General features: G+C 32.8%; 18 protein-coding genes. 13 read left to right on the top strand and 5 right to left on the bottom strand.

The window, feature by feature from the left end:
- Nucleotides 1-73 precede the first annotated feature (73 nt).
- Nucleotides 74-799: a hypothetical protein gene (locus GKZ86_RS04025; protein ID WP_154781825.1), complete on the bottom strand. Its 726-nt coding sequence runs from the start codon at nt 797-799 to the stop codon at nt 74-76.
- Between the two features lie 250 nt (nt 800-1,049).
- Between GKZ86_RS04025 and GKZ86_RS04030 the strand changes: the two genes are divergently transcribed.
- The gene (locus GKZ86_RS04030; RefSeq protein WP_154781826.1) at nt 1,050-1,571 is read left to right on the top strand and encodes a hypothetical protein; all 522 of its coding nucleotides are present in this window, start codon (nt 1,050-1,052) and stop codon (nt 1,569-1,571) included.
- 154 nt (nt 1,572-1,725) lie between these two features.
- Here GKZ86_RS04030 and GKZ86_RS04035 read toward each other — a convergent pair whose 3' ends face one another.
- Nucleotides 1,726-2,307, bottom strand: a complete 582-nt coding sequence (locus GKZ86_RS04035) for a pentapeptide repeat-containing protein (RefSeq protein ID WP_154781827.1) — start codon at nt 2,305-2,307, stop codon at nt 1,726-1,728.
- Nucleotides 2,308-2,500: 193 nt separating this feature from the next.
- Between GKZ86_RS04035 and GKZ86_RS04040 the strand changes: the two genes are divergently transcribed.
- The 5 genes from GKZ86_RS04040 (at nt 2,501) to GKZ86_RS04060 (ending at nt 7,785) form a co-directional block, all read left to right on the top strand.
- Nucleotides 2,501-3,769: a BamA/TamA family outer membrane protein gene (locus tag GKZ86_RS04040; RefSeq protein WP_154781828.1), complete on the top strand. Its 1,269-nt coding sequence runs from the start codon at nt 2,501-2,503 to the stop codon at nt 3,767-3,769.
- A 153-nt stretch (nt 3,770-3,922) separates the two neighbouring features.
- On the top strand, nt 3,923-4,597 hold the full coding sequence (locus tag GKZ86_RS04045) for a response regulator transcription factor (protein WP_154781829.1): 675 nt from the start codon (nt 3,923-3,925) through the stop codon (nt 4,595-4,597).
- 1 nt (nt 4,598) lies between these two features.
- The gene (locus GKZ86_RS04050; protein WP_154781830.1) at nt 4,599-6,002 is read left to right on the top strand and encodes a HAMP domain-containing sensor histidine kinase; all 1,404 of its coding nucleotides are present in this window, start codon (nt 4,599-4,601) and stop codon (nt 6,000-6,002) included.
- A 77-nt stretch (nt 6,003-6,079) separates the two neighbouring features.
- Nucleotides 6,080-6,799, top strand: coding sequence for a universal stress protein (locus tag GKZ86_RS04055; RefSeq protein ID WP_154781831.1), 720 nt, complete (start codon nt 6,080-6,082; stop codon nt 6,797-6,799).
- Between the two features lie 38 nt (nt 6,800-6,837).
- Nucleotides 6,838-7,785 carry a bestrophin family ion channel gene (locus tag GKZ86_RS04060; protein WP_154781832.1) on the top strand — a complete coding sequence of 316 codons (948 nt, stop codon included), beginning with the start codon at nt 6,838-6,840 and terminating at the stop codon, nt 7,783-7,785.
- A gap of 91 nt (nt 7,786-7,876) precedes the next feature.
- On the opposite strand, the gene GKZ86_RS04065 is transcribed toward GKZ86_RS04060, so the two are convergent.
- Nucleotides 7,877-9,298 carry a PLP-dependent aminotransferase family protein gene (locus tag GKZ86_RS04065; RefSeq protein WP_154781833.1) on the bottom strand — a complete coding sequence of 474 codons (1,422 nt, stop codon included), beginning with the start codon at nt 9,296-9,298 and terminating at the stop codon, nt 7,877-7,879.
- A gap of 102 nt (nt 9,299-9,400) precedes the next feature.
- Here GKZ86_RS04065 and GKZ86_RS04070 point away from each other — a divergent pair, with 102 nt between their 5' ends.
- Together GKZ86_RS04070 and GKZ86_RS04075 are read left to right on the top strand one after the other, a co-directional pair.
- Nucleotides 9,401-10,309, top strand: a complete 909-nt coding sequence (locus GKZ86_RS04070) for an EamA family transporter (RefSeq protein WP_194632444.1) — start codon at nt 9,401-9,403, stop codon at nt 10,307-10,309.
- 295 nt (nt 10,310-10,604) lie between these two features.
- Nucleotides 10,605-12,863, top strand: coding sequence for an acyl-CoA dehydrogenase (locus tag GKZ86_RS04075; protein WP_154781835.1), 2,259 nt, complete (start codon nt 10,605-10,607; stop codon nt 12,861-12,863).
- Nucleotides 12,864-12,953: 90 nt separating this feature from the next.
- Here the strand turns inward: GKZ86_RS04075 and GKZ86_RS04080 are convergent, their stop codons facing one another.
- Complete coding sequence (locus GKZ86_RS04080) at nt 12,954-13,700, bottom strand: NUDIX domain-containing protein (protein WP_154781836.1); 747 nt, start codon at nt 13,698-13,700, stop codon at nt 12,954-12,956.
- Between the two features lie 308 nt (nt 13,701-14,008).
- Between GKZ86_RS04080 and GKZ86_RS04085 the strand changes: the two genes are divergently transcribed.
- Nucleotides 14,009-16,459 carry a glycoside hydrolase family 3 N-terminal domain-containing protein gene (locus GKZ86_RS04085; RefSeq protein WP_154781837.1) on the top strand — a complete coding sequence of 817 codons (2,451 nt, stop codon included), beginning with the start codon at nt 14,009-14,011 and terminating at the stop codon, nt 16,457-16,459.
- 151 nt (nt 16,460-16,610) lie between these two features.
- On the opposite strand, the gene GKZ86_RS04090 is transcribed toward GKZ86_RS04085, so the two are convergent.
- Nucleotides 16,611-16,955, bottom strand: a complete 345-nt coding sequence (locus GKZ86_RS04090; RefSeq protein WP_154781838.1) for a 5-carboxymethyl-2-hydroxymuconate Delta-isomerase — start codon at nt 16,953-16,955, stop codon at nt 16,611-16,613.
- Between the two features lie 200 nt (nt 16,956-17,155).
- Between GKZ86_RS04090 and GKZ86_RS04095 the strand changes: the two genes are divergently transcribed.
- The 4 genes from GKZ86_RS04095 (at nt 17,156) to GKZ86_RS04110 (ending at nt 23,283) form a co-directional block, all read left to right on the top strand.
- The gene (locus GKZ86_RS04095) at nt 17,156-18,784 is read left to right on the top strand and encodes a DUF6377 domain-containing protein (protein ID WP_228526529.1); all 1,629 of its coding nucleotides are present in this window, start codon (nt 17,156-17,158) and stop codon (nt 18,782-18,784) included.
- Nucleotides 18,785-18,992: 208 nt separating this feature from the next.
- Nucleotides 18,993-21,209 (top strand): glycoside hydrolase family 3 C-terminal domain-containing protein, encoded by a 2,217-nt coding sequence (locus GKZ86_RS04100; RefSeq protein ID WP_154781840.1) that lies wholly within the window; start codon nt 18,993-18,995, stop codon nt 21,207-21,209.
- A 201-nt stretch (nt 21,210-21,410) separates the two neighbouring features.
- Nucleotides 21,411-22,061 carry a DUF1349 domain-containing protein gene (locus GKZ86_RS04105; protein ID WP_154781841.1) on the top strand — a complete coding sequence of 217 codons (651 nt, stop codon included), beginning with the start codon at nt 21,411-21,413 and terminating at the stop codon, nt 22,059-22,061.
- A gap of 97 nt (nt 22,062-22,158) precedes the next feature.
- Nucleotides 22,159-23,283: an acyltransferase gene (locus GKZ86_RS04110; RefSeq protein WP_154781842.1), complete on the top strand. Its 1,125-nt coding sequence runs from the start codon at nt 22,159-22,161 to the stop codon at nt 23,281-23,283.
- The last annotated feature ends 188 nt before the right edge of the window (nt 23,284-23,471 follow it).

Genomic DNA, 23,471 nt, shown 5'->3' on the forward strand with positions numbered 1-23,471 from the left:
TAGGTTATAAAAATAAAAAAGACCCGATTTTATCATTAAATCGGGTCTTTTTTTTAGGTAATATTTCAGGAATTTACTTATCCAAATTATATTCCTCATTAATCTGTTTGATAATAGTTTCTCCAGACTTAATTACATTATTATAACGCTCATAAATCTGATTCCACGGAATAAGATTTTTTGTCATTTGTTTTCCTTTTGGTGTCGTTAACAAATTCCAGTTATCAGAAATACTTTCAGGATTATTTAAATTTTCTTCTAAGTAATTCTGTAACTTTTTTTGACGTGACATCCATCCGGACTCTGATGAATTTACTTCAGAAAGAGTTTGCTGATAGTATTTTAAAATATTTAATGAAAGCGAATCATTCTCAATATTTCCAATTCTCCCAGAAGATACAAAGCCATTAAATCGATAGATACTTGGTCTTAAATAAGTATTAATATTAATATAAGGCAATTGTTTCTTTAACTCTTCTTGATTGTAAGGTTTGTTTTTATCTAAATTACTAAGAGATTCGTATGTTTTTCCAAAATCCTGATATTGTTTAATAATAGCTTTACTATCATTAACATCACTTTGGATATCTGATTTTAATCCAAGTAAAAACTTCTTAACTTGTTCCTGTTCGTGGTTGTGTTCGCTCCAACCGTGCAGCCAAATCGATAAGGAAACCGCAAAAACAATAATGAAAATTTCTAAACCAATTTCTTTTACTTTTTCTACAAAACTATGTTTTTTGCTTGTTGCTACTTCATGCATTTTTTTGGTATGTTTTATTACTTCTAATTCTGCCATTTTTTCTATGTAAATTTGGTTTAGTCCTTGCAAAAATATGTTAAATGGAGTTAAAAGCTTACAATATTTTAAAATTATTTAATAAAATTTAATTTTTGAGATTGCATACTTCAATCAGAAATTATTCTAAATATCTGCAATTTTAAATATGAAAAATGATGTAAGTTTTCAATAATTAATTTATTTTAAAAATAATATTTTACTTGTTAAATTTAAATATACCTTTGCTTAAATAATTATAAATTTAAACATGACTGAGATAATTTTAGGTATAATAATCAGCATTGTCACTGGCGTAATATCATCGTATTTATTTTTGATGTATTTTTTGAATCGGAAAAGAGCAAAAATAGAAATATCATCTCATATTAGTAAAGTTACCTTTGAAGGACAAACAAATTACTTTTTCAAATTTGTAAACAAAACCAATTGTGAAATTTTCGATATTAGAATTGAACCTACATTTTACAAACAAGTTGGCGGCGTTGGAGGAATGAATATTCAAGGAAAAGATATCGTATTAAAAGATAACTTCATTTCTTATATTCCTTGTAAAAAAAATGCTGATACAAATAGCCTGCATGCAATGAGAATTAGAACCGTAGAGGATTTAGAAGCAAATTGGAGTGATTCATCTTCATATATTAGACTGACAGTAATCGCAAAACATTCACTTTCTGGTTTTACAGATATTTTTGTCAAAGATTTTTACTCTAAAGATGTAATTACTAGTAAAAAATTTAAGTCAGGAGATGATTTAGATGTTGGATAAGATTTAACACATTAAACTTGTGTAAATAGCAATTATTCGATAATATTGTTATATAATTAATTTAAAATTATTTATCATGAAAAGAGATGTTATAGTAGGTTAATTCCAAACAAAAAATATATCAATAGCCAGTTTTATACTGGCTTTTTTTATTTTACAAACTCACAATAACATCATGCTTAAACAATAAACCTTTTACTTCTTTCAAAGCAAAAACTGCTTTCTTTAGTTTAGTTTTTGATGGATCAATCGTATAATTATAACTTGTTTTAAAATCAGCTTTGTTGGCAATTGCTTTATCAAATTCAGAGCGGTATAAATCGCAATTTTCAAAAAGAACACTTGTTAAGTCTGTTGCCATAAAATCGACCGCAATTAAGCTACAATTTGTAAATGTAGTTCCTTTTATTTTCAATGTATAAAACTTAGAAAAATCGAGAATGCAATCGTGAAAATGAACTTCGAAAATAAGTTTATCGCACATGGCAAAATTCACTTCCTTAATTTCACAACGATTAAAATTAGCCGTTCTAAAAGCCACATAATTGATTTTTGCTTCACTAAAAATGCAATCATTAAAAACACAATCAATAAAAGTAACCGCTAAAAAAGTACAAGCCGAAAAATTACAATTATTAAAAATACAACATTCAAAATCCTTAAAATTAAGATCATCTCTACCATAAATTTTGGTGTCGTATTCTTTATCCAGGAAATATTCAGACTCTTTTTTCAATGTTGTTTTAAAGATTATTTAAGACCGAAAAGATAATAATTAAGCCAGATAATTAAAGTCTTTTTCCAGACTTATTTTTAAAAATATAAGAACGTTGATTATTTATTTTATAAGAATATATATCTAAACTATTGATAATAAGGTTTATATTTACAGTAAGGTTGCTTATTGTTTCAAAAAAATAAAACTTGCAATGGTAGAACTTTTAAAAAATAATTGCTTTCAGAATAGATTTAAAATCTTTGGGTTATTATTTTTTATACCGTTTAGTTTAATTGCTCAAAACGATTCTATTAACGCAGAATTTTGCCCTCCTAACACAATATTCGAAATCTTCAAAAAGAAAGACTCCATTTATGTTGTTAAACCCGTTAAAAACAGTTTTTTTCTCGTTATTCCCGTAATTGGTTCTCAGCCTGCCACAGGATTTGTTTTTGGCGCCGTTGCCCAATATACTTTTAAAGGAAAACAAAAAACAGATAAGTTTTCAATTGCCAATGTGGGAATCACGTATACGACTAAAAAGCAATGGTTGGTGAATATTAAAAACAATATTCTGCTAAAAAACAACAGGATATTTTTAAGTGGAGATTATCGATTGTATATTTTTTCGCAACCCAATTATGGCTTAGGAACCAATATTATTCCAAAGCGTAGAGAAGATGACAATTTTAGTATTGATTCTATTGCACAACCTATGGATTATAATTATTTTAAGTTTCACCAAACCGCTTCTTTTGAAGTAAGAAAAAATTTTTATGTGGGCGGCGGAATCAATATCGACTGGTATTCAACCATTAAAGACAAAGAACTCGATGTTGCCAACGGAAACTTGACGTATCATTATAACTACAGTCAAAAATATGGGTTTAATGATTTAGAATATTTCTTAACCGGAATGAGCCTCAATTTAATTTATGATTCAAGAGATAATCAGGTAAATACCAATCACGGATGGTTTGCCAATATCAACTATCGTTTTAATCCTGTTTTCTTTAAAAATCAGCGTTATAGCAACGTTCTTTATACAGAATACCGCAATTTTATTCCCCTTTCTCAAAAGAACAAACATTATATTTTAGGAATTTGGGCTTACGGACAATTCATTACCAGAGGAAAAGTTCCGTACCTAAATTTGCCTGCCATTGGTTGGGATCAGCGAAGCAGGAGCGGAGAAGGTTATACACAAGGCTTGTTTAGAGGAACAAATTTAATTTATCTTTCTACAGAACTCAGGTTTCCAATTACCTGCAACCAAATGATAAGCGGCACTGTTTTTACCAATTTTGTAACCACGAGCAATCCGGAAACAAATACAAATCTTTTTGAATACGTTCAGCCTGCAATTGGTGTTGGCTTGCGTATTTTGATAGACAAAGCCACAAGAACGAACTTAATTGTAGATTATGCATGGGGAAACAGATCAAAAGCCTTCTATTTAAATGCCGGCGAAACATTCTAAAAAAAGACTTCGGTAATAGTTTAAAGGTTAAAAAACATAAAATTCAATTTTCTTACTTTAAATTGTTTTCTTCATAATAAATTCATAATTCTAAATTATTGTAATTCGTTTTTAAAACTCAATCCTTATTTTTGTTACTAATACCTTTTTCAAATGAAGTTACTTATAGTCGAAGACGAGCCCAATCTATTATCTATTTTACGCAAAGGATTCGCTGAAAATAACAATGAAGTCAGCGTTGCTCTTGATGGTAAAACGGCTTTGGAAATGATTGAGAATTATACTTTTGATGTGGTAATTTTAGATGTAATGCTGCCGGATATTAACGGAATCGAAATTTGCAGAAGATTACGTGCCGGCAAAAATTTTGTCCCTGTTTTACTTTTAACAGCACTTGGAACTTCAGAAAACATTGTAACAGGATTAAATGCCGGTGCCGATGATTATGTTGTAAAGCCTTTTAAATTTGGAGAACTCGATGCAAGGGTAAATGCCTTAAACCGAAGAGCCAATCAGGAAACTGAAAAAGTAGATACAATAGTGATCAGCGATTTAGAAATAAATGGAAAAGCTAAAACTGTTAAAAGAGAAGGAGAATCGATTGTTTTAACCGCCAAAGAGTTTAAATTATTGTATTATTTGGCCAAGAATACAGGCAGAATTGTTTCAAGAGACCAGATTTTAGATAATGTCTGGGACATCAATTTTGATATGAACACAAATGTTGTAGATGTTTATATCAATTATTTAAGAAAAAAAATAGACAAACCTTTTACAACCAAACTTATTCATACCATGAAAGGTTTAGGTTACGTTATACAGCCATAAAATGGATATCAGAAAGAAAATTACCTTTACTTACGTTGCCCTTTCTACCTTTAGTACGCTGTTATTGTGTATTATAGTTTTTGTATTGTTCCGTGAAAATAACAGATACCACTTTTTAAAACGATTAGAAGACAGAGCAAAAATCGTCTCTTCCATACATTTTCAGGACGATCCCGAAAAGATAAAATATTACAGTAATCTTAAAAAAAATGGACTCGAAGAACTTATCGAAGAAGAAGAATATGTTCTTAAAATAAACAGTGCCAATAGTTTTGATTACAATACAAAATTAAATTTACCCAATTCATTCTATTCTAATATTCTGGCAACAGGAAAAGATTATTTTGAAATTAACAGCAAATATTATTTAGGACAGGTTTTTACAGAAAACAATCAAAAATACATTGTAATTGTTGGCGCGCGAGACCGAAGAGGAAAAACCACAACCATTTATATTGTAAAAATATTGATTTTTGGAGGGATTGGTTTTATATTCCTGGCGTTCTTTTTGGGGCGTTTTCTGGCCAAACGTGTCATAAATCCGGTTGCAAGAATTACCAAAGAAGTAAACCGAATAAGTGCATCAAACCTGCATAACAGATTACCGGAAGTGAAGAATTCAGATGAAATTTCAGATCTTACAGCAACTTTCAATGATATGTTAGATCGTTTGGAAACCTCTTTTGAGATCCAGGCTAATTTTATTAATAATGCTTCTCACGAATTAAAAACGCCAATTACGACCATAATTGCTGAGTCTGAAATAATGCTTTTAAAAGAAAGAGCAGTTCCTGAATATATAGAATCATTACAAAATATTTACGGTCAGGCTTCAAGATTAGGAAATTTAACCGAAAGCTTACTGAAGTTGACCCAAACCGGTTACGACGGAAAAAAACAAGTGCTTGATATTGCCAGAATTGATGAATTATTAATGGAAGTAAAATCTGATTTAGATAAAATTTATCCTGATAATCGCGTAAGCATCAAACTTAATTTTGCTCCAAAAGATTCTAATCTGCTTTTAATTCCGTGCAATAAACCGCTTTTAGAGCTGGCGCTTAATAATATCATTACAAATGGGGTGAAATACTCTGACAATAATGAGGTTTTTGTAACGCTTTCTGCAAATAGTGATTGGATTAAAATTAGTATCAACGATATCGGAATCGGAATTCCGCCAGAAGATATTCCACATTTGTATGAACCTTTTTTCAGAGGAAAAATTGCAGCTAAATATATAGGTTACGGTTTAGGACTTCCTTTAGCTTCTAAAATCATCAGAATGCACGATGGCGAAATCCAGGTGCAATCAGAACAAAACAAAGGAACCATTGTTACTATTATTTTCAGAAAAGACAATACTAAAAAAGTCAACATTAGAAATTCTAATGTTGAATCTTAGGAAATTCTAATTTTAGATTAATACCCTTCTAATTTGCGCGGTGTTATTTTGTATGTATAAACTAAACGATTATACTTATGAAAAATTTCCTTATACCCACCACACTAGAAGAAGATACAATTAATGCTGTAAAATCAGCTGTTAATCAGGCAAAAAACACCAATTGTGAAATCATTTTAATGATGGTTTCTGAAACTCCGGATGCTTTTTCTTCTGTACAATTTTTACGCGAAATGAGAACGGCGCTAACCTCAAGCCAGGAAGAAGTTCTTGAAACGTGCAGATACATTATAGAAAATACTGCGAATTGCAAAATTAAAGTACATAATCAATACGGAATTTCTGCACCTATTTTTAAAGGAATTATTGATGCTTTTGATGTGAAATTGGTTGTTTTGACAAATTCATACAAACAAGAAACAAAACGAATTCATCAATATTTAGTAAAATTAGCAGGAAACCAAAAATGTCCAATTTTACACTTAGGTTCAGAAGTTGCAAAAGATGATTTCAATAAAGCACTTTACATCGAAAATGCCAAAGCAAATATGCATGTAAAAGATGTACAGCAGTTTTTGAGCCAGAATTTCTCTTATGAAATTGTAAGTCAAACAGCCAATTTTGATGACAATTACGAACAATTTGCCCCTTATTTATCAGAAGCCATTTCTAAATATGACATCGATTTATTAGTAGAAACCCGTAAAGGCGAAAAAATAAATTTCAAAAAAACTAAAAAAGAAAACACCAGCGATAAATTAGGACTTCCTGTTTTATCACTTTACGAAATGGCGTAAATCCAACTTAAAAAAGAGTTTAATTTAAAACCGAAAATATGTTATTAAAGAAAAGAATCCCAATGAAGTACGTTCTCGGAAAAATTAAAGTAGAATTAGGCCTCGTACTGGCTTACACGATTTTGTTTGAAATTTTCCATAATTATTTTATAAACCTTCCCGTAGATATTCCAATTGCGATACCAACCATGATTGGTACAATTATATCCTTATTATTAGCTTTTAAGTCTAATCAGGCTTATGACAGATGGTGGGAAGCACGTATTGTTTGGGGTGCAATTGTAAACGATTCCAGAACATTAATCCGTCAGGTATTAACCTTTTATAAAGATCCTGATTTTTCTGTTGAAGCAAGCGAATTCAAAGAAAATTTTGCTAAAAGACAAATTGCATGGTGTTATAGTTTAGGTCAGGCATTAAGAAACAGAGATGCCATAAAACCAATTGAAGGTTTAATTAGTGAGGAAGAATTGCGTTTTATAAAAAACCATCAAAATATACCCAATGCTATTTTAATGCTTCACGCCAAAGACCTTCGAAATGCTAAAAACACGAAGCACATTAATATGTACCAGCAAGTAGAAATTGATAATACGTTGTCAAGATTATGTGATCATATGGGTAAATGTGAAAGAATTAAAAACACAATTTTCCCAACGACATACAGTATGTATATCAGATTGACTTTGTGTTTATTTATTTTACTATTGCCTTTCGGATTAATCAGCGTATTAAGCTGGTTTGCAATTCCGTTGATTACCGCAATTGCCGGAGCATTCTTTTTAATTGAAAGAATGGCAATTCACTTACAGGATCCTTTCGAAAACAGACCTACAGATACACCTGTAACCGCTATTTCGAACACAATTGAAAAAAATATCATGCAGATGTTAAACGAATATCAAAGCGAATTTGATATCATTAAAGAATTTAATCTAACTACTGAACCTGCAAAAGTAGATAAGAACACATACTATGTTTTATAATTAATTTTAGTCTATTTTAATTGTTGGCCAGACAGCGCATTTATTTGTGTTGTCTGGTTTTTTATTTGCTGTAATTCGTGGCAAACTTTTTTTAATAAGAATGAAGCAATCTGCCCAAAGTTTGAATCGATTGTCGCAATTCATTTGTCCACGGCAAACCAAAACTCAATCGCATACAATTCGAAAACTGATCCTGAAACGAGAAAATTCGGCCCGGTGCAATGCTAATATGATGTTTCATCGCCAAATGATAAAAAGCAGCCGTATCTATTTTTTTGTCTAATTCGATCCAAAGAAAAAAACCGCCTTGAGGCTGACTCACTTTTGTTCCCTTCGGAAAAGATTCTAAAACCGTATTAATATAATTGTTGCAATTGCAAATCAGGATATGGCGAATTTTGCGAAGATGATTTTCATAACGTCCGTTTTTCAGGAAATCACCCACAACTTCATGCGTAATTGTAGCCGGTGACAGCGTATGATAAATTTTGTTCCTTAAAATATCCTTTTTAAATTTTCCCGGTGAAACCCAGCCAACGCGATAACCCGGTGCCAAAGTTTTAGAAACAGAACTACAGCAAAGTACAATGCCGCTTTCGTCATACGTTTTGCAATTCGTTGGTCGGCTTGAGCCAAAGTACAAATCGCCATGAATATCATCTTCAATTAACGGAATATTATAAAACTCCATCAATTTTACCACTTCCTTTTTATGTTCAACCGGCATCATACTTCCAGACGGATTACTAAAATTACTCATCAATAAACACAACTTTACTTTTTTAGTAGAAAGTGCTTTTTTTAATGCTTCAAGTTCTATTCCCGTCGTCATATTCGTAGGTAATTCCATAATATACAATCCCAATGATTTTGCCAATTGCAGGACACCAAAATACGCCGGACTTTCTGTAATAATAGTATCGCCCGGTTTTGTTAAAGTCATCAAACAATGTGATATGGCACTTGTACAGCCGGGAGTTGTTATTATATCATCTTCAGTTAAAGATCCGCCCCAACTAAAAGACCAACGTGCAATTTCTTTTCTTAAATTCGGATTGCCCTGAACTTCTTCATAATTCGTCCCGCTATTAGGCAACTGACGCATAGCCTGAACCATTCCCTTATTTAATTTAGCAATAGGCAAAAGCTCATTCGACGGAAAACCTAAAGACAACATCGTAATATTTTTATCCGTCATATTACCGTAAACCTGATCGATTAAATCCTCGCGATCAACATTTTCGCATATTAAAACAGGTTTACTTGACGAAGGTTCAGGAATCGTTCTGGCCGAAATATTGCTTACATAATAACCGGATTGCGGCCGTGATTCAATCAAAGACCGGCTTTCGATTTCATAATAAGCTTTGCTAACTGTACTCATGCTGTAGCCCGTTTCGGCAACCACTTCACGAATAGAAGGCAACTTATCACCAACGTTTAAAACACCCGATTTTATTTGCTTTTCAATTCGGTCCGCAAACTGCAGATATAAGTAATTTGAATTTTTCATAAAAAAAACTGTTACGGTGCAATTTACAAAAACTGTATCTGTATTGCTGTATTATTTTTTAGAAATTTGCTTTATAATATTCAAACCAAAAAACCAACTTCCGTGAAAACAACAAAATACTACATCGCCGCGATTACCGCATACACCATTTGGGGATTCTTCAGCTTGGTTTTAAAGCCAATTCATGATTATCCATCGTTAGATATTTTATTCAACCGCGTTTTTAGCTGTAGTATTTTAATGTTACTGATTGTTTTTGCTTTCAAGCGAAAAAAAGTAAAAGAAACAATCGAGATTTTTAAAGCATTGCCCAAAGCCGAAAAAAGAAAAGCAATATTACTGAATATTGGTGGAAGCGTTTTTTTAATGGCAAACTGGTTTACATTTATTTATGTAATGAACCATGTTAGCGTAAAAGCAACATCTTTAGCCTATTTGGTTTGCCCGATTCTAACCACTTTATTAGCGTATTTTCTTTTGCATGAAAAACTTAGCAAAACACAATGGATTTCTGTCGGATTAAGTATTTCAGGCTGCTTATTATTGTCTTATGCTGATATTATGGATATGGTTTTCAGTATAATCATTGGACTTACATACGCCTGTTATTTAGTAAGCCAACGTGTTAATAAAGGTTTTGATAAGTTTATCATTCTAACCTTTCATATTACATTGGCAGCGTTGTTTTTATTGCCATTTTATCCGGCTTACAGCGGTCCGGTTCCAACAGAATTTAGATTCTATTTCTGTATCGAAACCATTGCGATATTATTTACGATATTCCCGTTATTCCTGAATTTATATGCACTTTCAGGCATCAATTCATCAACAGTTGGAATGCTTTTAAACATTAACCCGATGATTGCTTTTGCTTTGGCAACATTCGTTTATCATGAACAAATTGGCGTATTGCAAATTGCAGTATACAGCATTATTTTTATAGCTGTAATCATCTTTAATTCGCATCTTTTTGTGAGTTTAAAACAACGATATATTCCCGTTTCAAAATAATTTCAGGCACGATTTTTTTGCCACGAATTTCACGAATTTGCACGAATTTTATTTTTTAATTTGTAGAATTAGACAAAACTCTAATTCGTGTAAATTCGTGAAATTCGTGGCAAACTTTTTTTTAAGACATTTTCAAATAGTGAAAATTTGTGCAATTCGAGGCAAACCTTTTTCATAAAATTACCAGAATCTTAACAGCATGTTTAAACAGGAATGAGTATTTTTCATTTCTGTTTTTTTGTTTAACAGAAGGACAGTTAAAAATTCAATTTCCAAACCGATTCAATATTTTTATATGAAAGCTACCAAACTTCAAGCCTTTATTCCATTATTTTACTTAGTGTGGTCCGATGATTTGTTAACTCAAAAAGAGTTTACAACTTTGCAGGAATTCATTACTTCACAAACGTTACTTTCGCCGGAAGAAAAACAATTTCTTCTTTCTAAAGTAGATATTTCAAATCCGCCTTCGCGAAATGAACTCACACAATGGAAACTGGATATTGAAAAAAGCATCAAAGACAAATCATCCATAAAATCAATATTTGATATTGCCGTAGCACTTTCTGAAAAAGACTTGGATATTTCATCTTTAAAAGCAGATTTTACAAAGCTGGAAAACGATTTGGGAGTTTTAGGCGAAGAAGTAATTCAGAATTTTAAAACAAAAGAAAATTCCTTTACATCCAATTCTCAAACAACATCTAATTTTGACATTCAAAAAATAACAGCACTTCTTGACGGAAAAGAAGCTGCGATAATCAAAAAAGTAAAATCGGTAATTTCAAGACCTGAATTTGCTTATGAAACTTCAACAGATATCAATGTATTTCGCCAAACGGTATACAATTGGTGTAAAATTTTAGCCAAAGAAAACCTTGGAAACATGGCCTATCCAAAACGATATGGCGGAGGAGAAAACATCGCCGATTATTTTGCGATTATGGAAACCTTAAGTTATCACGATTTAAGTTTGGTGATAAAATTTGGTGTTCAGTTCGGACTTTGGGGAATGAGCGTACAATCGCTTGGAACAGAAAAACATTACGCTAAATATTTAAACGATATTGGTTCGCTAAAATTACCGGGCTGTTTTGCGATGACTGAAACGCATCACGGTTCGAACGTAAAAGGCTTAGAAACTACAGCAACTTACAATCATAACGATCAAACGTTTACGATTCATACACCCAATAAAAACGCCCAAAAAGAATACATTGGTAATGCAGCCGTTCACGGGCAAATGGCAACCGTTTTTGCCAAACTTATCATTAACGATCACGATTACGGCGTAAATGCATTTGTAGTTCCGTTGCGTGATACAAACGGAAATACGATAAACGGTGTTACAATAGGCGATTGTGGCCATAAAATGGGATTAAACGGCGTTGATAACGGAACAATTAGTTTTGATCAGGTTGTGATTCCGAAAGAAAATATGTTAGACAGATTTGCTTCTGTAAATGATAAAGGAGAATTCGAAAGCCCGATTCCGAGTGATAACAGACGTTTTTTTACCATGTTAGGAACTTTGGTTGGAGGAAGAATCGGAATTCCGCGTTCAGCTTTGGCGGCAGCAAAATCAGGTTTAACAATTGCGATTCGTTACAGCGACCAACGCAGACAATTTGGTCCTGAAGGCGGTTCTGAAGTTCCGATTTTAAATTACAGAATGCATCAAAGAAGATTACTTCCGCATTTAGCGAAAACTTACGCCGTTCATTTTGCTTTACAATATCTTACCAACCGATTCCTGAATAAAACAGAATCAGAAATGCAGGAAATTGAAGCTTTGGCAGCCGGAATGAAATCCTATTCGACCTGGAGTACAAGAGATATTTTACAGGAATGTCGTGAAGCTTGCGGCGGAAAAGGTTATTTATCTGAAAACAGAATCGACGCTTTAAAAAATGATACTGAAATCTACACAACTTTTGAAGGTGATAATACCGTTTTGATGCAATTAGTGGCTAAAAATCGTTTGTCTGAATTTAGAAAAGCATTCGGAGAAATGGGTTCTTTGGGAATCATCAATTATGTGTATGAAAATGCAAAAGTGGCTATTGCCGAGAAAAACCCAATTGCAACAAGAAGGGCAGATGATGAACATTTACTTGATTCAGAATTTCATTTGCAGGCTTTCATCCACAGAGAAAAAACAATTTTGGCATCGGCAGCAAGACGTATCAAAAAATTGGTTGATGGCGGTTTAGAACCTTACGACGCATTCAATGTTGTTCAGCATCAAATGATCGATGTTGCTCAGGCTTATTTGGAAAGAATTGTTTTAGAGCAATTTCAGGAAGCTATAAAAACGGTTGAAGACGAAAATTCAAAAGTTATATTGACAAAATTATACCAATTATATGCGCTTTCACAGATAGAAAAAAATAAAGCGTGGTATCTTGAAGACGGTTATATGGAAGCCGTAAAAACCAAAGCAATTCGTAAAATCGTAAACCAACTTTGTTGGGATATTCGCCCGGATGCCGTTGCATTGGTAAATGCTTTTGATATTCCGGAGAGTTGTCTGGCGGCGCCAATTGCAGTTTAGATTATAAGATTAAATGATTGAAAGATTGAAAGATTTATTAATTCATTTTTTAATCTTTCAATCTTTCAATCATTTAATTTTTTAATTGTTCTACCAATTTCCCTTCAAACCTTCTTTTAAAGCATTGTTATATTTCTCCAAATCAAAACTATACAAATCAGGAGCTTTATGAGCGCCGCCTTTGCGCGATTCATCTAATTTGGTAAGAATATCATAGCGAAGAATTTTTCGGTAAAAATTACCGCGATTTAGCTTTTTACTTAAAATCGCTTCATATAATTTTTGAAGTTCCGGCATTGTAAACTTCTCAGGTAAAAGATTATAACCAATTGGATGATTGTTTAATTGCTCACGAAGCGTAAGCAAAGCTTTATCGAGAATAGTTCTGTGATCCATCATAAACGACGGTAAATCATCAATAGATTTCCATTCAACGGCGTTCGAATATTGATCAATAACCAATTTTACTTTCGAATGTTCGGCCAAAGCATAATATCCAATAGAAACAAAACGCTGTTTGTTCCAAATACGATCATCATAAGCCTCAAAAGCACTTTCTGATCGTTTTAGATTTCCAAAAGTATAAAATTGCTGCAGATAAATATCTTCTGTTCCCGTTCTGTCTTTTAAAATTCGAACCGCCGCATCATCAACGTTTTCCTCTTTTTTTACATATCCTCCCGGAAGTCCCCAAGCATCCTGGTCCTTCATTCTTACCGTTAAAACATGCAGGGAATTTTCATGAAAGCTAAAAATAACGCAATCAATAGAAAGCGTCGGAATATATTTTTCAAACGCTTCTTCAGACTGTTGTTCAAGTAATTTCTTAAATTCCATTGTATTGATTTGTTTTCAAATTTACTCTTTTTGAAAATTATAAATCAATGTAATTCCTCAAAAAAATACTTTTTTCTTTTAAAATCAATGCTTTTAGAGGTTTTTGGCTTCTGCTTAATTTTCAATTGAATATTTATCTGACTAAGAATATGTTAAGTTTATTAGTTCCTGATTATGATAAATGAAAATTTAAGCGAATTTATTTGTTGATATGAAAAAAAGTAATTAATATTGCTTCATAATGAAGCAATGAAAATATCAAATATCACAACTTTACTATTTATCAACCACATTCTAAATTTCCACTTATGAAAAAAACAATTATAAAAACAGCGCGAGTATCACTTTTGACGGCGTTGGTTATTTCTAATGTATCATGGAATACGCTTCCAAGTGATGAAACGAATCCACCGCTTGTAACTATTAAAGGTTTTACGTTTCAAGATTTTAACAGAAACGGAAAATTAGATCTTTGGGAAGATACACGTCTTTCTGTAAATCAAAGAATTGATGCGATTATCAAAGAAATGACGAATGCAGAAAAAGCAGCATTACTTATCGGAACCGGAATGCCGGGAATCGAAGTTTTGACTGGTCCTGTTGGTGATTCGAAACAAGGTTTAGTTCCTGGAGCTGCGGGCGGAACGGAAGCTTTCGAGCGATTTGGAATTCCTGCAACTGTTGTTGCTGATGGTCCTGCAGGTTTAAGAATTGAACCTATCAGAGAAAATGATTCAAAAACCTATTATGCAACGGCATTTCCGGTTGGAACTGCTTTAGCTTCAACATGGAATAAAGCGCTTTTAGAAGAAGTTGGAAAAGCAATGGGGAATGAAGTAAAGGAATATGGTGTTGATGTTTTATTGGCGCCGGCTTTAAATATCCACAGAAATCCTTTGAACGGAAGAAACTTCGAATATTATTCTGAAGATCCGTTAATTTCAGGCAAAACCGCTGCAGCGATTGTAAACGGAATTCAGTCTCAGGGAGTTGGAACTTCAATCAAACATTTTGCTGTTAATAATGAAGAAACAAATCGTTTAACAATAAATGCTCACGTTTCTGAAAGAGCGATCAGAGAATTATATTTAAAAGGTTTTGAAATCACGGTTAAAGAAGCACAACCGTGGACTGTAATGTCTTCCTATAATAAAATAAATGGCGAATATACTTCTGCCAGAAAAGATTTGCTAACTCAGGTTTTAAGAGAGGAATGGGGTTTTAAAGGAATTGTAATGACAGATTGGTTTGGAGGTTTTCCTGGTTTTGAGAGCATACAAAACGGTTCTAGTTCTGATGTTGTACTACAAATGAATGCCGGAAACGATCTTTTGATGCCAGGAATTCCAGTTCAGAAAAAAGCATTAATTGAAGCTTTAAATTCTGGTAAATTATCTCAGGAAGTTGCCAATGCAAACGCAAAAAGAATTTTAGAATATATCTTTCGTACGCCAACTTTTGCAAAATATAAATACAGCGACAAACCAAACTTAACTAAAAATGCTGAAGTAACCAGAAATGCTGCTGCTGAAGGAATGGTTTTGCTTAAAAATGAAAAAAATGCATTGCCTTTTGCTGACAAACAAAAAGAAGTTTCTTTATTTGGAGTTACTTCGTATGCCTGGATTACAGGCGGAACAGGAAGCGGAAGCGTGAACAATAAACACACCGTTTCTCTTTTAGAAGGTTTAACAGCAGCAGGTTACAAATTAGATAAAGAATTGGTTGATTTGTATAAACCGCACGCTGAAAAAGAGGTTTTAGCTGAAAAAGAAAGAAGAAAAGCAAGAGGAATTTTGGCTTTGCCTGAAAGACTTCCTGAATTGAAAATGGACGATGCTTTTATTGCTAAAAAAGCAGCAAGCTCAGAAATTGCATTCGTGACTTTAGGAAGAAATTCCGGAGAAGGCGGAGATCGCGTTGTTGATAATGATTTTAATATCGCTACAGAAGAGATCGAAATGCTGGATAAAATTTCGAAAGCGTTTCATGAAAAAGGAAAAAAAGTAGTGGTTATTTTAAATATTGGCGGTGTAATTGAAACAGCATCGTGGAAAGATAAAGTAGATGCTATTTTATTAGCCTGGCAGCCAGGTCAGGAAGGCGGGCATTCTGTTGCAGATGTCGTTTCCGGAAAAATAAATCCGTCAGGAAAATTAACAATGACTTTTCCTGTGAAATATGCTGATACACCATCAGCTAAAAATTTCCCCGGAATTCCTGCTGATAATCCAAAAGAAGTGACTTATGAAGAAGGCGTTTATGTTGGATACCGTTATTATAATACTTTTAATGTAAAACCATCTTATGAATTTGGTTTTGGGAATTCGTACACCACTTTTGATTATACAGATGTAAAATTGAGCTCTTCAACATTTACGGATAAATTGACAGTTTCAGTTACAGTAAAAAATACCGGAAAAGTTGCAGGAAAAGAAGTGGTACAGGTTTATCTTTCTGCACCATCAAAATCTATTGACAAACCAAAAGAAGAATTAAAAGCTTTTGGTAAAACCAAAGAATTAAAACCGGGTGAAAGTGAAACTTTAAAGCTCACTTTATCTCCAAAAGACCTGGCTTCATTTTTAGAAAATAAAAGTGCCTGGATTGCAGAAGCAGGAACTTATAAAGTTTTGGTTGGTGCTTCATCAGAAAATATTAAGAAAACAGCTGAGTTTTCTGTAGCAAATGAAATTGTAGTAGAAAAAGTTAAAAAGGCTTTTGAGCCTGACACTAAATTTACAGACTTAAAGCCTTAATTAAAATAAGATCCGTGGTTAGATAAGAATTGTATTAAGGTAATGGTTTCACTTGAAAATTCATTTTTTGAATCTAAAGTGAAACCATTTTTTTTATATCAAAATTAACATGTAATCATTTTATTTATAACAATAAGAACCAATCTATATTTTAAATCATGGTTTTATTAAAATAACTAGCCTTCTCAAAATCTTTTATATTGATCGAAATTACCGGAACTTCAGGAAGTATTTTATTCAGTTTTGTTACAATAGCTTTTGATAACGTAGCTTTTTGATCTGTATTTCGGCCTTCCATAATATAGCCAAAAACATGAATAAAATCGTCTAAGGAATTTCCGTTATTATAATATGTAAAAGGATTAATGCGCACTTTAATTTCAGACGCAATAAAAAGATCTGTTGATACGGCCGAATCAAAAACTTCCTGCATTATTTCGTCAGCAGATTTTAAGCGGATTACATTTTCAGAACAATCAATAATAAAATGCGGCATTGGTTTGTGGTTTTAGATTAGGAATTCAGTTTTAAACAAAACTATAAAAACATTTCCCGGATTCGTTCAAAATCTATTTTTTATGAATTAAATTTTCTATTCATTAAAATATACGAAATCATAAATAATTCACATTTATATTTACACTTTCTTATATTTGTAAGTCTCATTTATTTTTAAGTAGTTTGAAAAATTCATTCTTGTTTCTTTTAATTGTTCTCTTTGGCTTTCCTGTTTACGCAGCAGATAGTACCGATACTATTTTAGATAAGCTTAATGATGCTCTTAGAAATAAGCAGCGTTATGTTCAAATGAAAGAAGAACGTATTTTGAACTTCAAAAAAATTAAATCGGCAGATTTAACGAAAGAGCAAGAGTACAATTACAATAAAACTTTGTATGCTGAATATCAAAAATTCAATTCAGATTCAGCTATTTTTTATGTAAAAAAGAACCTTAAAATTGCTGCAGAACTTCAAAATAAACCTTTATTAGATTTAGCAAACCTGCAATTGGTAACGCTTTATTCATCTTCAGGAAAATACCGCGAATCTGAAGCTATTTTAAAAAGTATTGATAAAAAAACATTATCAAAAGCATTACTTCAAACGTATTATATTGCATATCGTGAATTCTTTGAGCATTATGCTGCAAATAGTTACGATGTAAAATACCTTCAGCAAATTCGAAAATACCGCGATTCCTTATTAACGGTTTTAGATCCGAATACTTTAGATTATCAGATCAATAAAATTCAGCAGGGCATGTCTAAAATGAGATTTGGAAATGCACAAAAACAGTTGATGGAATTATTGAAAAATGCAAAAGATGATAATCCGCAATATGCGATGATTACCTATCTTTTAGGAAGTATTTATGAAACCACGCATCAATTAGAATTAAGAAAAAAATACTACGCACTTTCGGCCACTGCAGATATTAAAAATGCGAATAAAGACAATGCATCGCTTCAGGAACTGGCTTTGGTTTTTTATGAAGTTGGCGATGTCGATATGGCTTATAAACTAACACAATCTGCGATTGAAGACGCTCTTTATTGCAATGTACAGTTTCGTACGCTTTTAATGTCTGAGGTTTATTCGATTATAAATACGGTTTATTTAGAAAGAGAAGCCAAAAGAAAAACAGAGCTTCAATTGTATCTTTTATGCATTAGTTTACTTTCGTTATTTCTGATTGTAGCGGTTATTTATGTCTACAAACAAATGAAAAAAGTATCCAGGATTCGTGGAGAACTTTATGAAACAAGCCAGAAATTAGCCGAATTAAACAAAGATATTACCGAAACCAATAATCAATTGCAGGAACGTAATTCGCAGTTATCAGAATCTAATCACGTTAAGGAAGAATATATTGCGCATTTTTTTAATCTTTGTTCCGCATACATCAATAAATTAGAAAATTACCGCATTATTTTAAATAAAAAAGCGACCGCAAAACAGTTTGATGAAATTTACAAAATGCTGAAATCGACTACGTTGGTTGATAATGAATTGGAAGAATTATACAAGAATTTCGATATTATCTTTCTGAATTTATATCCTACTTTCGTAAAAGACTTTAATGAATTGCTGATTAAGGAAGAACAAATCGTTTTAAAACAGGGTGAATTACTTAATACGGAACTTCGCATTTTTGCCCTTATTCGACTTGGAATTACCGACAGCGTAAAAATTGCAGCCTTTCTTCGTTACTCTTTAAGCACAATTTATAATTATAGAACCAGAGCTCGAAATAAAGCCGCAGTTTCGCGAAATGATTTAGAAGAAATGGTCATGAAAATTGGTTTAATTTCCTTGATAGTATAACGATTTATTTTAAATTCACTACTTTTTTTACATCTAAAAATTAATTAAATATTTGGTAATCAATATTTTAATTTTTTATTTCACTACTTTTTTTCGTTTAAAAATCCAAAGCATACTATAACGTTTTAGCTTTACAATATTATTAAAAGGTACTTTTGACTTGAAGTACTTTGATGTGAAATTAAATGCTTTAAATAAATTAATAGTTATGTTTAAAAACGTTAAAACAATTCTTGTTTTAGTTTTATTGAGTTCATTCGGTTTGAATGCACAAAATAAAGTTCCGGTTTATCTTGATGATAAAAAGCCAATAAATGAACGTGTAGAAGATGCACTTTCTAAAATGACAACTGCTGAAAAAATTGCCATGATTCATGCGCAGTCAAAATTTAGTTCACCGGGCGTGCAACGTCTGGGAATTCCTGAAAACTGGATGACCGACGGACCACACGGAATTCGTACCGAAGTAAAATGGGACGAATGGGACCAGGCAGGCTGGACAAACGATTCTTGTATTGCGTTTCCGGCTTTAACCGCACTTTCTGCAACATGGAACAAAGATTTAGCTTCATTATACGGAAAATCAATTGGTGAAGAAGCGCGTTACCGTAACAAAAATGTATTATTAGGTCCTGGAGTAAATATCTACAGAACACCATTAAACGGTCGTAACTTCGAATATATGGGAGAAGATCCGTTTTTAACTTCAATAATGGTCGTTCCTTATATTAAAGGAGTTCAATCGAATGGAGTTGCGGCTTGTGTTAAACACTTTGCTTTAAACAATCAGGAAACGAATCGTAATGCCGTAAACGTAATTGTTGATGATCGTGCATTGTACGAAATTTATCTTCCAGCTTTTAAAGCTGCTGTTCAGGAAGGTGATGCATGGGCAATTATGGGTTCTTACAACAAATATAAAGGACAACACTGTTGCCATAACGAGTTTTTATTAAATGATATTCTTCGTGGAGAATGGGGCTTCAAAGGTGTTGTAGTTTCTGATTGGGGAGGAGTTCATGATACAAAACAAGCGATTCATAATGGTTTGGATATGGAATTTGGTTCTTGGACAAACGGACTTACATGGGGAACCAGTAATGCGTATGACAACTATTATTTAGCGAAACCATATTCTGAAATGATTAAAAAAGGTGAAGTTGGAACTAAAGAATTAGATGATAAAGTACGTCGTATTTTGCGTTTAGCTTTTTTAACTACAATGGATAAAAACAGACCTTTTGGATCTTTCGGAACTAAAGAACATGCTGATGCAGGTTTGAAAATTGCAGAAGAAGGAATTGTATTGCTTCAAAACAATAATAACGTTTTACCAATTAACCTTTCTAAAACGAAAAAGATTGCTGTTATTGGAGAAAATGCGATCAAAATGATGACCGTTGGTGGAGGAAGTTCTTCATTGAAAGCAAGATATGAAATTACACCGCTTGAAGGATTAAAGAAAAGAATTGGCAATCAGGCTGAAATAGTATACGCTCGTGGTTATGTGGGAGATCCTACAAGTAATTATAACGGCGTTATTGCGAAAGTAAGTTTAGAAGAAAAACGCTCTCCGGCTGAATTAACTGCAGAAGCTTTAAAAGTAGCAAAAGATGCTGATATTGTACTGTTTATTGGAGGTTTGAATAAAAGTCCAAACCAGGATGATGAAGGACATGACCGTAAAGAATTAGAGCTTCCGTACAATCAGGATAAATTGATTAGTGAGTTAGCTAAAGTAAATAAAAATGTAGTTTTTGTAAATATTTCAGGAAATGCTGTGGCAATGCCGTGGGTAAAAGAGGTTCCGGGAATTGTACAAGGTTGGTTTTTAGGTACTGAAGCAGGAAATGCTTTGGCTGCAGTTTTGGTTGGAGATGTAAATCCATCTGGAAAATTGACATTTACTTTCCCTGTAAAATTATCAGATAACGGTGCACATGCTTTAGGAGAATTTCCTGGAGGAGACGAAGTTACTTATAAAGAAAGCATTTTTGTTGGATACCGTTATGCAGACAAACAAAAAGCAAAACCATTATTTTCTTTCGGACACGGTTTAAGCTACACGACTTTTGCATACGGAAATGTAACGGCTGATAAAAAACAAATGTCAGCTGGAGATAAAATTACATTTTCTGTAAAAGTAAAAAACACAGGAACTAGAGAAGGTTCAGAAGTTGTTCAGTTATATATTAGCGATTTAAAATCTTCATTGCCACGTCCGATAAAAGAATTAAAAGGTTTTGATAAAATTTCGCTTAAAGCGGGAGAAGAAAAAACAGTAACTTTTACAGTTGATAAAACAGCTTTAAGCTTTTTTGATGACAAAAAACACGACTGGGTTGCAGAACCAGGAGCTTTTGAAGCTATCGTTGGAGCATCTTCGACAGATATAAAATCTAAAGTGGGATTCTCACTTCAATAATTTCATTATTTCTAAATTGGTTGGTTGTAAAGCTGCGATTGTAAAAAGTTGCAGCTTTGCTTTTTAAAATTAAGTTTTCTTTTTACCATTAAGCTATTAAGTGTATTAAGCTTTGAACTTAATCTTAATGGTTTAAAAGTTTAGTAAACACACGGCTTAATTTCTCATAATCTCTTAATGGTTCAATAAAAAATAAATGACATGAAAAATATTCTACTTATTGTTTTTACATTATTTGTCACACAAAATATTTCGGCACAAAGTCTGAATAAAATGCAATGGTTTAATGAACCTGAAAAATGGGAAATTAAAAACAATGCCTTAATCATGAATGTAACCGCAAACAGCGATTACTGGCGTATTTCGCATTACGGATTCACTGTTGATGATGCACCTTTTTACTATGCCAATTACGGCGGTGAATTTGAAGCCAAAGTAAAACTGACAGGAAATTATATTGCCCGTTTTGACCAAATGGGATTAATGATTCGTGTTGACGAAAAAAACTACATCAAAACCGGAGTTGAATTTGTCGACGGAAAATTTAATATCAGCACCGTTGTAACACACGACAAAAGTGATTGGAGCGTAACAACCCTTGAAAAAGCACCGCCGTTTGTATGGATAAAAGTCGTGAGAAGACTAGACGCCATTGAAGTTTTCTTTTCGCTTGATGATAAAAATTATATTTTGACAAGAAATGCGCCTTTACAGGATAATACACCAGTTATGGTTGGTTTAATGGCCGCATCGCCGGACGGAAAAGGTTTTGAAGCTAAATTCGAAAACTTTAAAGTAACACATTTACCGGATCAACGCAGATTAGAGTGGCTTAAAAATCATCAGGAATAATTATTTGATTATTAATGGTTAATTATAAATTATCAATTAGCCATAAACCATAAATAATTAATTATCAACCATTAACAATTAATAACTAACCATTAATATGACCGATATTAAACCTAAAAAACATTATGAAATTTTAGACGGTTTGCGTGGAGTAGCGGCAATTTTAGTTGTTGCTTTTCATATTTTTGAAACCTTTTCAGGTGGAAATCGTTTTGTGCAAATCATCAATCACGGATATTTAGCCGTTGATTTCTTTTTCCTTTTATCAGGATTTGTTGTCGCTTATGCGTATGACGATCGTTGGGGAAAAATGACGCAATGGGAATTTTACAAAAGACGTTTAATTCGCTTACAGCCCATGGTTATTATGGGAATGATCATTGGAGCTATTTTCTATTATTTTCAGGCTTCGGATATTTTGTTTCCGATGATTGGCGGAATGGAAGTTTGGAAAGTGATTTTAACGATGATCATTGGATTTACATTATTACCAATTCCGCCATCATTAGAAATTAGAGGCTGGGCCGAAATGCATCCTTTAAATGGTCCGGCATGGTCGCTTTTCTTTGAATATATTGCAAATATCTTGTACGCCTTATTTTTTCGCAAATTTTCAAACAAAGTGCTATCGGTTTTCGTACTGATATTTGCCGGACTGTTAATTAATTACACCGTTTTTGGCCCAAAAGGAGATGTTATTGGCGGTTGGTCTTTAAATCTGGAACAAATGAATGTTGGTTTTACACGTTTGTTGTATCCATTTTTTGCGGGGATTTTGCTTTCCCGTTTAGGAAAATTGATTCACATAAAAGGCGCTTTCTGGGTTTGCAGTCTTTTAATAGCCATCGTTTTAGCGTTACCAAGATTTGGAGATGAAAACAGTTTATGGATGAATGGTTTATACGAATCGTTTTGTATTATTCTGGTTTTCCCTTTAATTGTTGCCATTGGTGCGGGTGGAGAAGTAGGAAATCCATTTTCGGCTAAAATATGCAAACTTCTAGGCGATATTTCATATCCAATTTACATAACACATTATCCGCTAATTTATTGGTATACTGCTTGGGTTGTCGATAATAAAGTTTCTTTAGCAGATGGCTATTTATGGGGAATCGGACTTTTAATTGCGACTATTGTCATGGCTTATTTATGTTTGAAATTATATGATGAACCAGTTAGAAATTGGCTTCAGAAGAAGGTTCAAAGGAGCAAAGTAGCATAGTACAAAGGTAAAAAAAGGTGCAAAGGTTCAAAGGAAACCTCTGTTCCTTTGCATCTTTGCCTCTCTAAACCTATAAAAAAAATGATTTTCTATTTTGTTAGTTATAGAAATCAAAAAAGGGATGAAACTTTATGAGTTTCATCCCTTTTGTATATTTGAACAAAGTTCAAAGAAAACCTTAGTATCTC

Source organism: Flavobacterium sp. LC2016-13, assembly GCF_009707955.1.
Taxonomy (GTDB): domain Bacteria; phylum Bacteroidota; class Bacteroidia; order Flavobacteriales; family Flavobacteriaceae; genus Flavobacterium.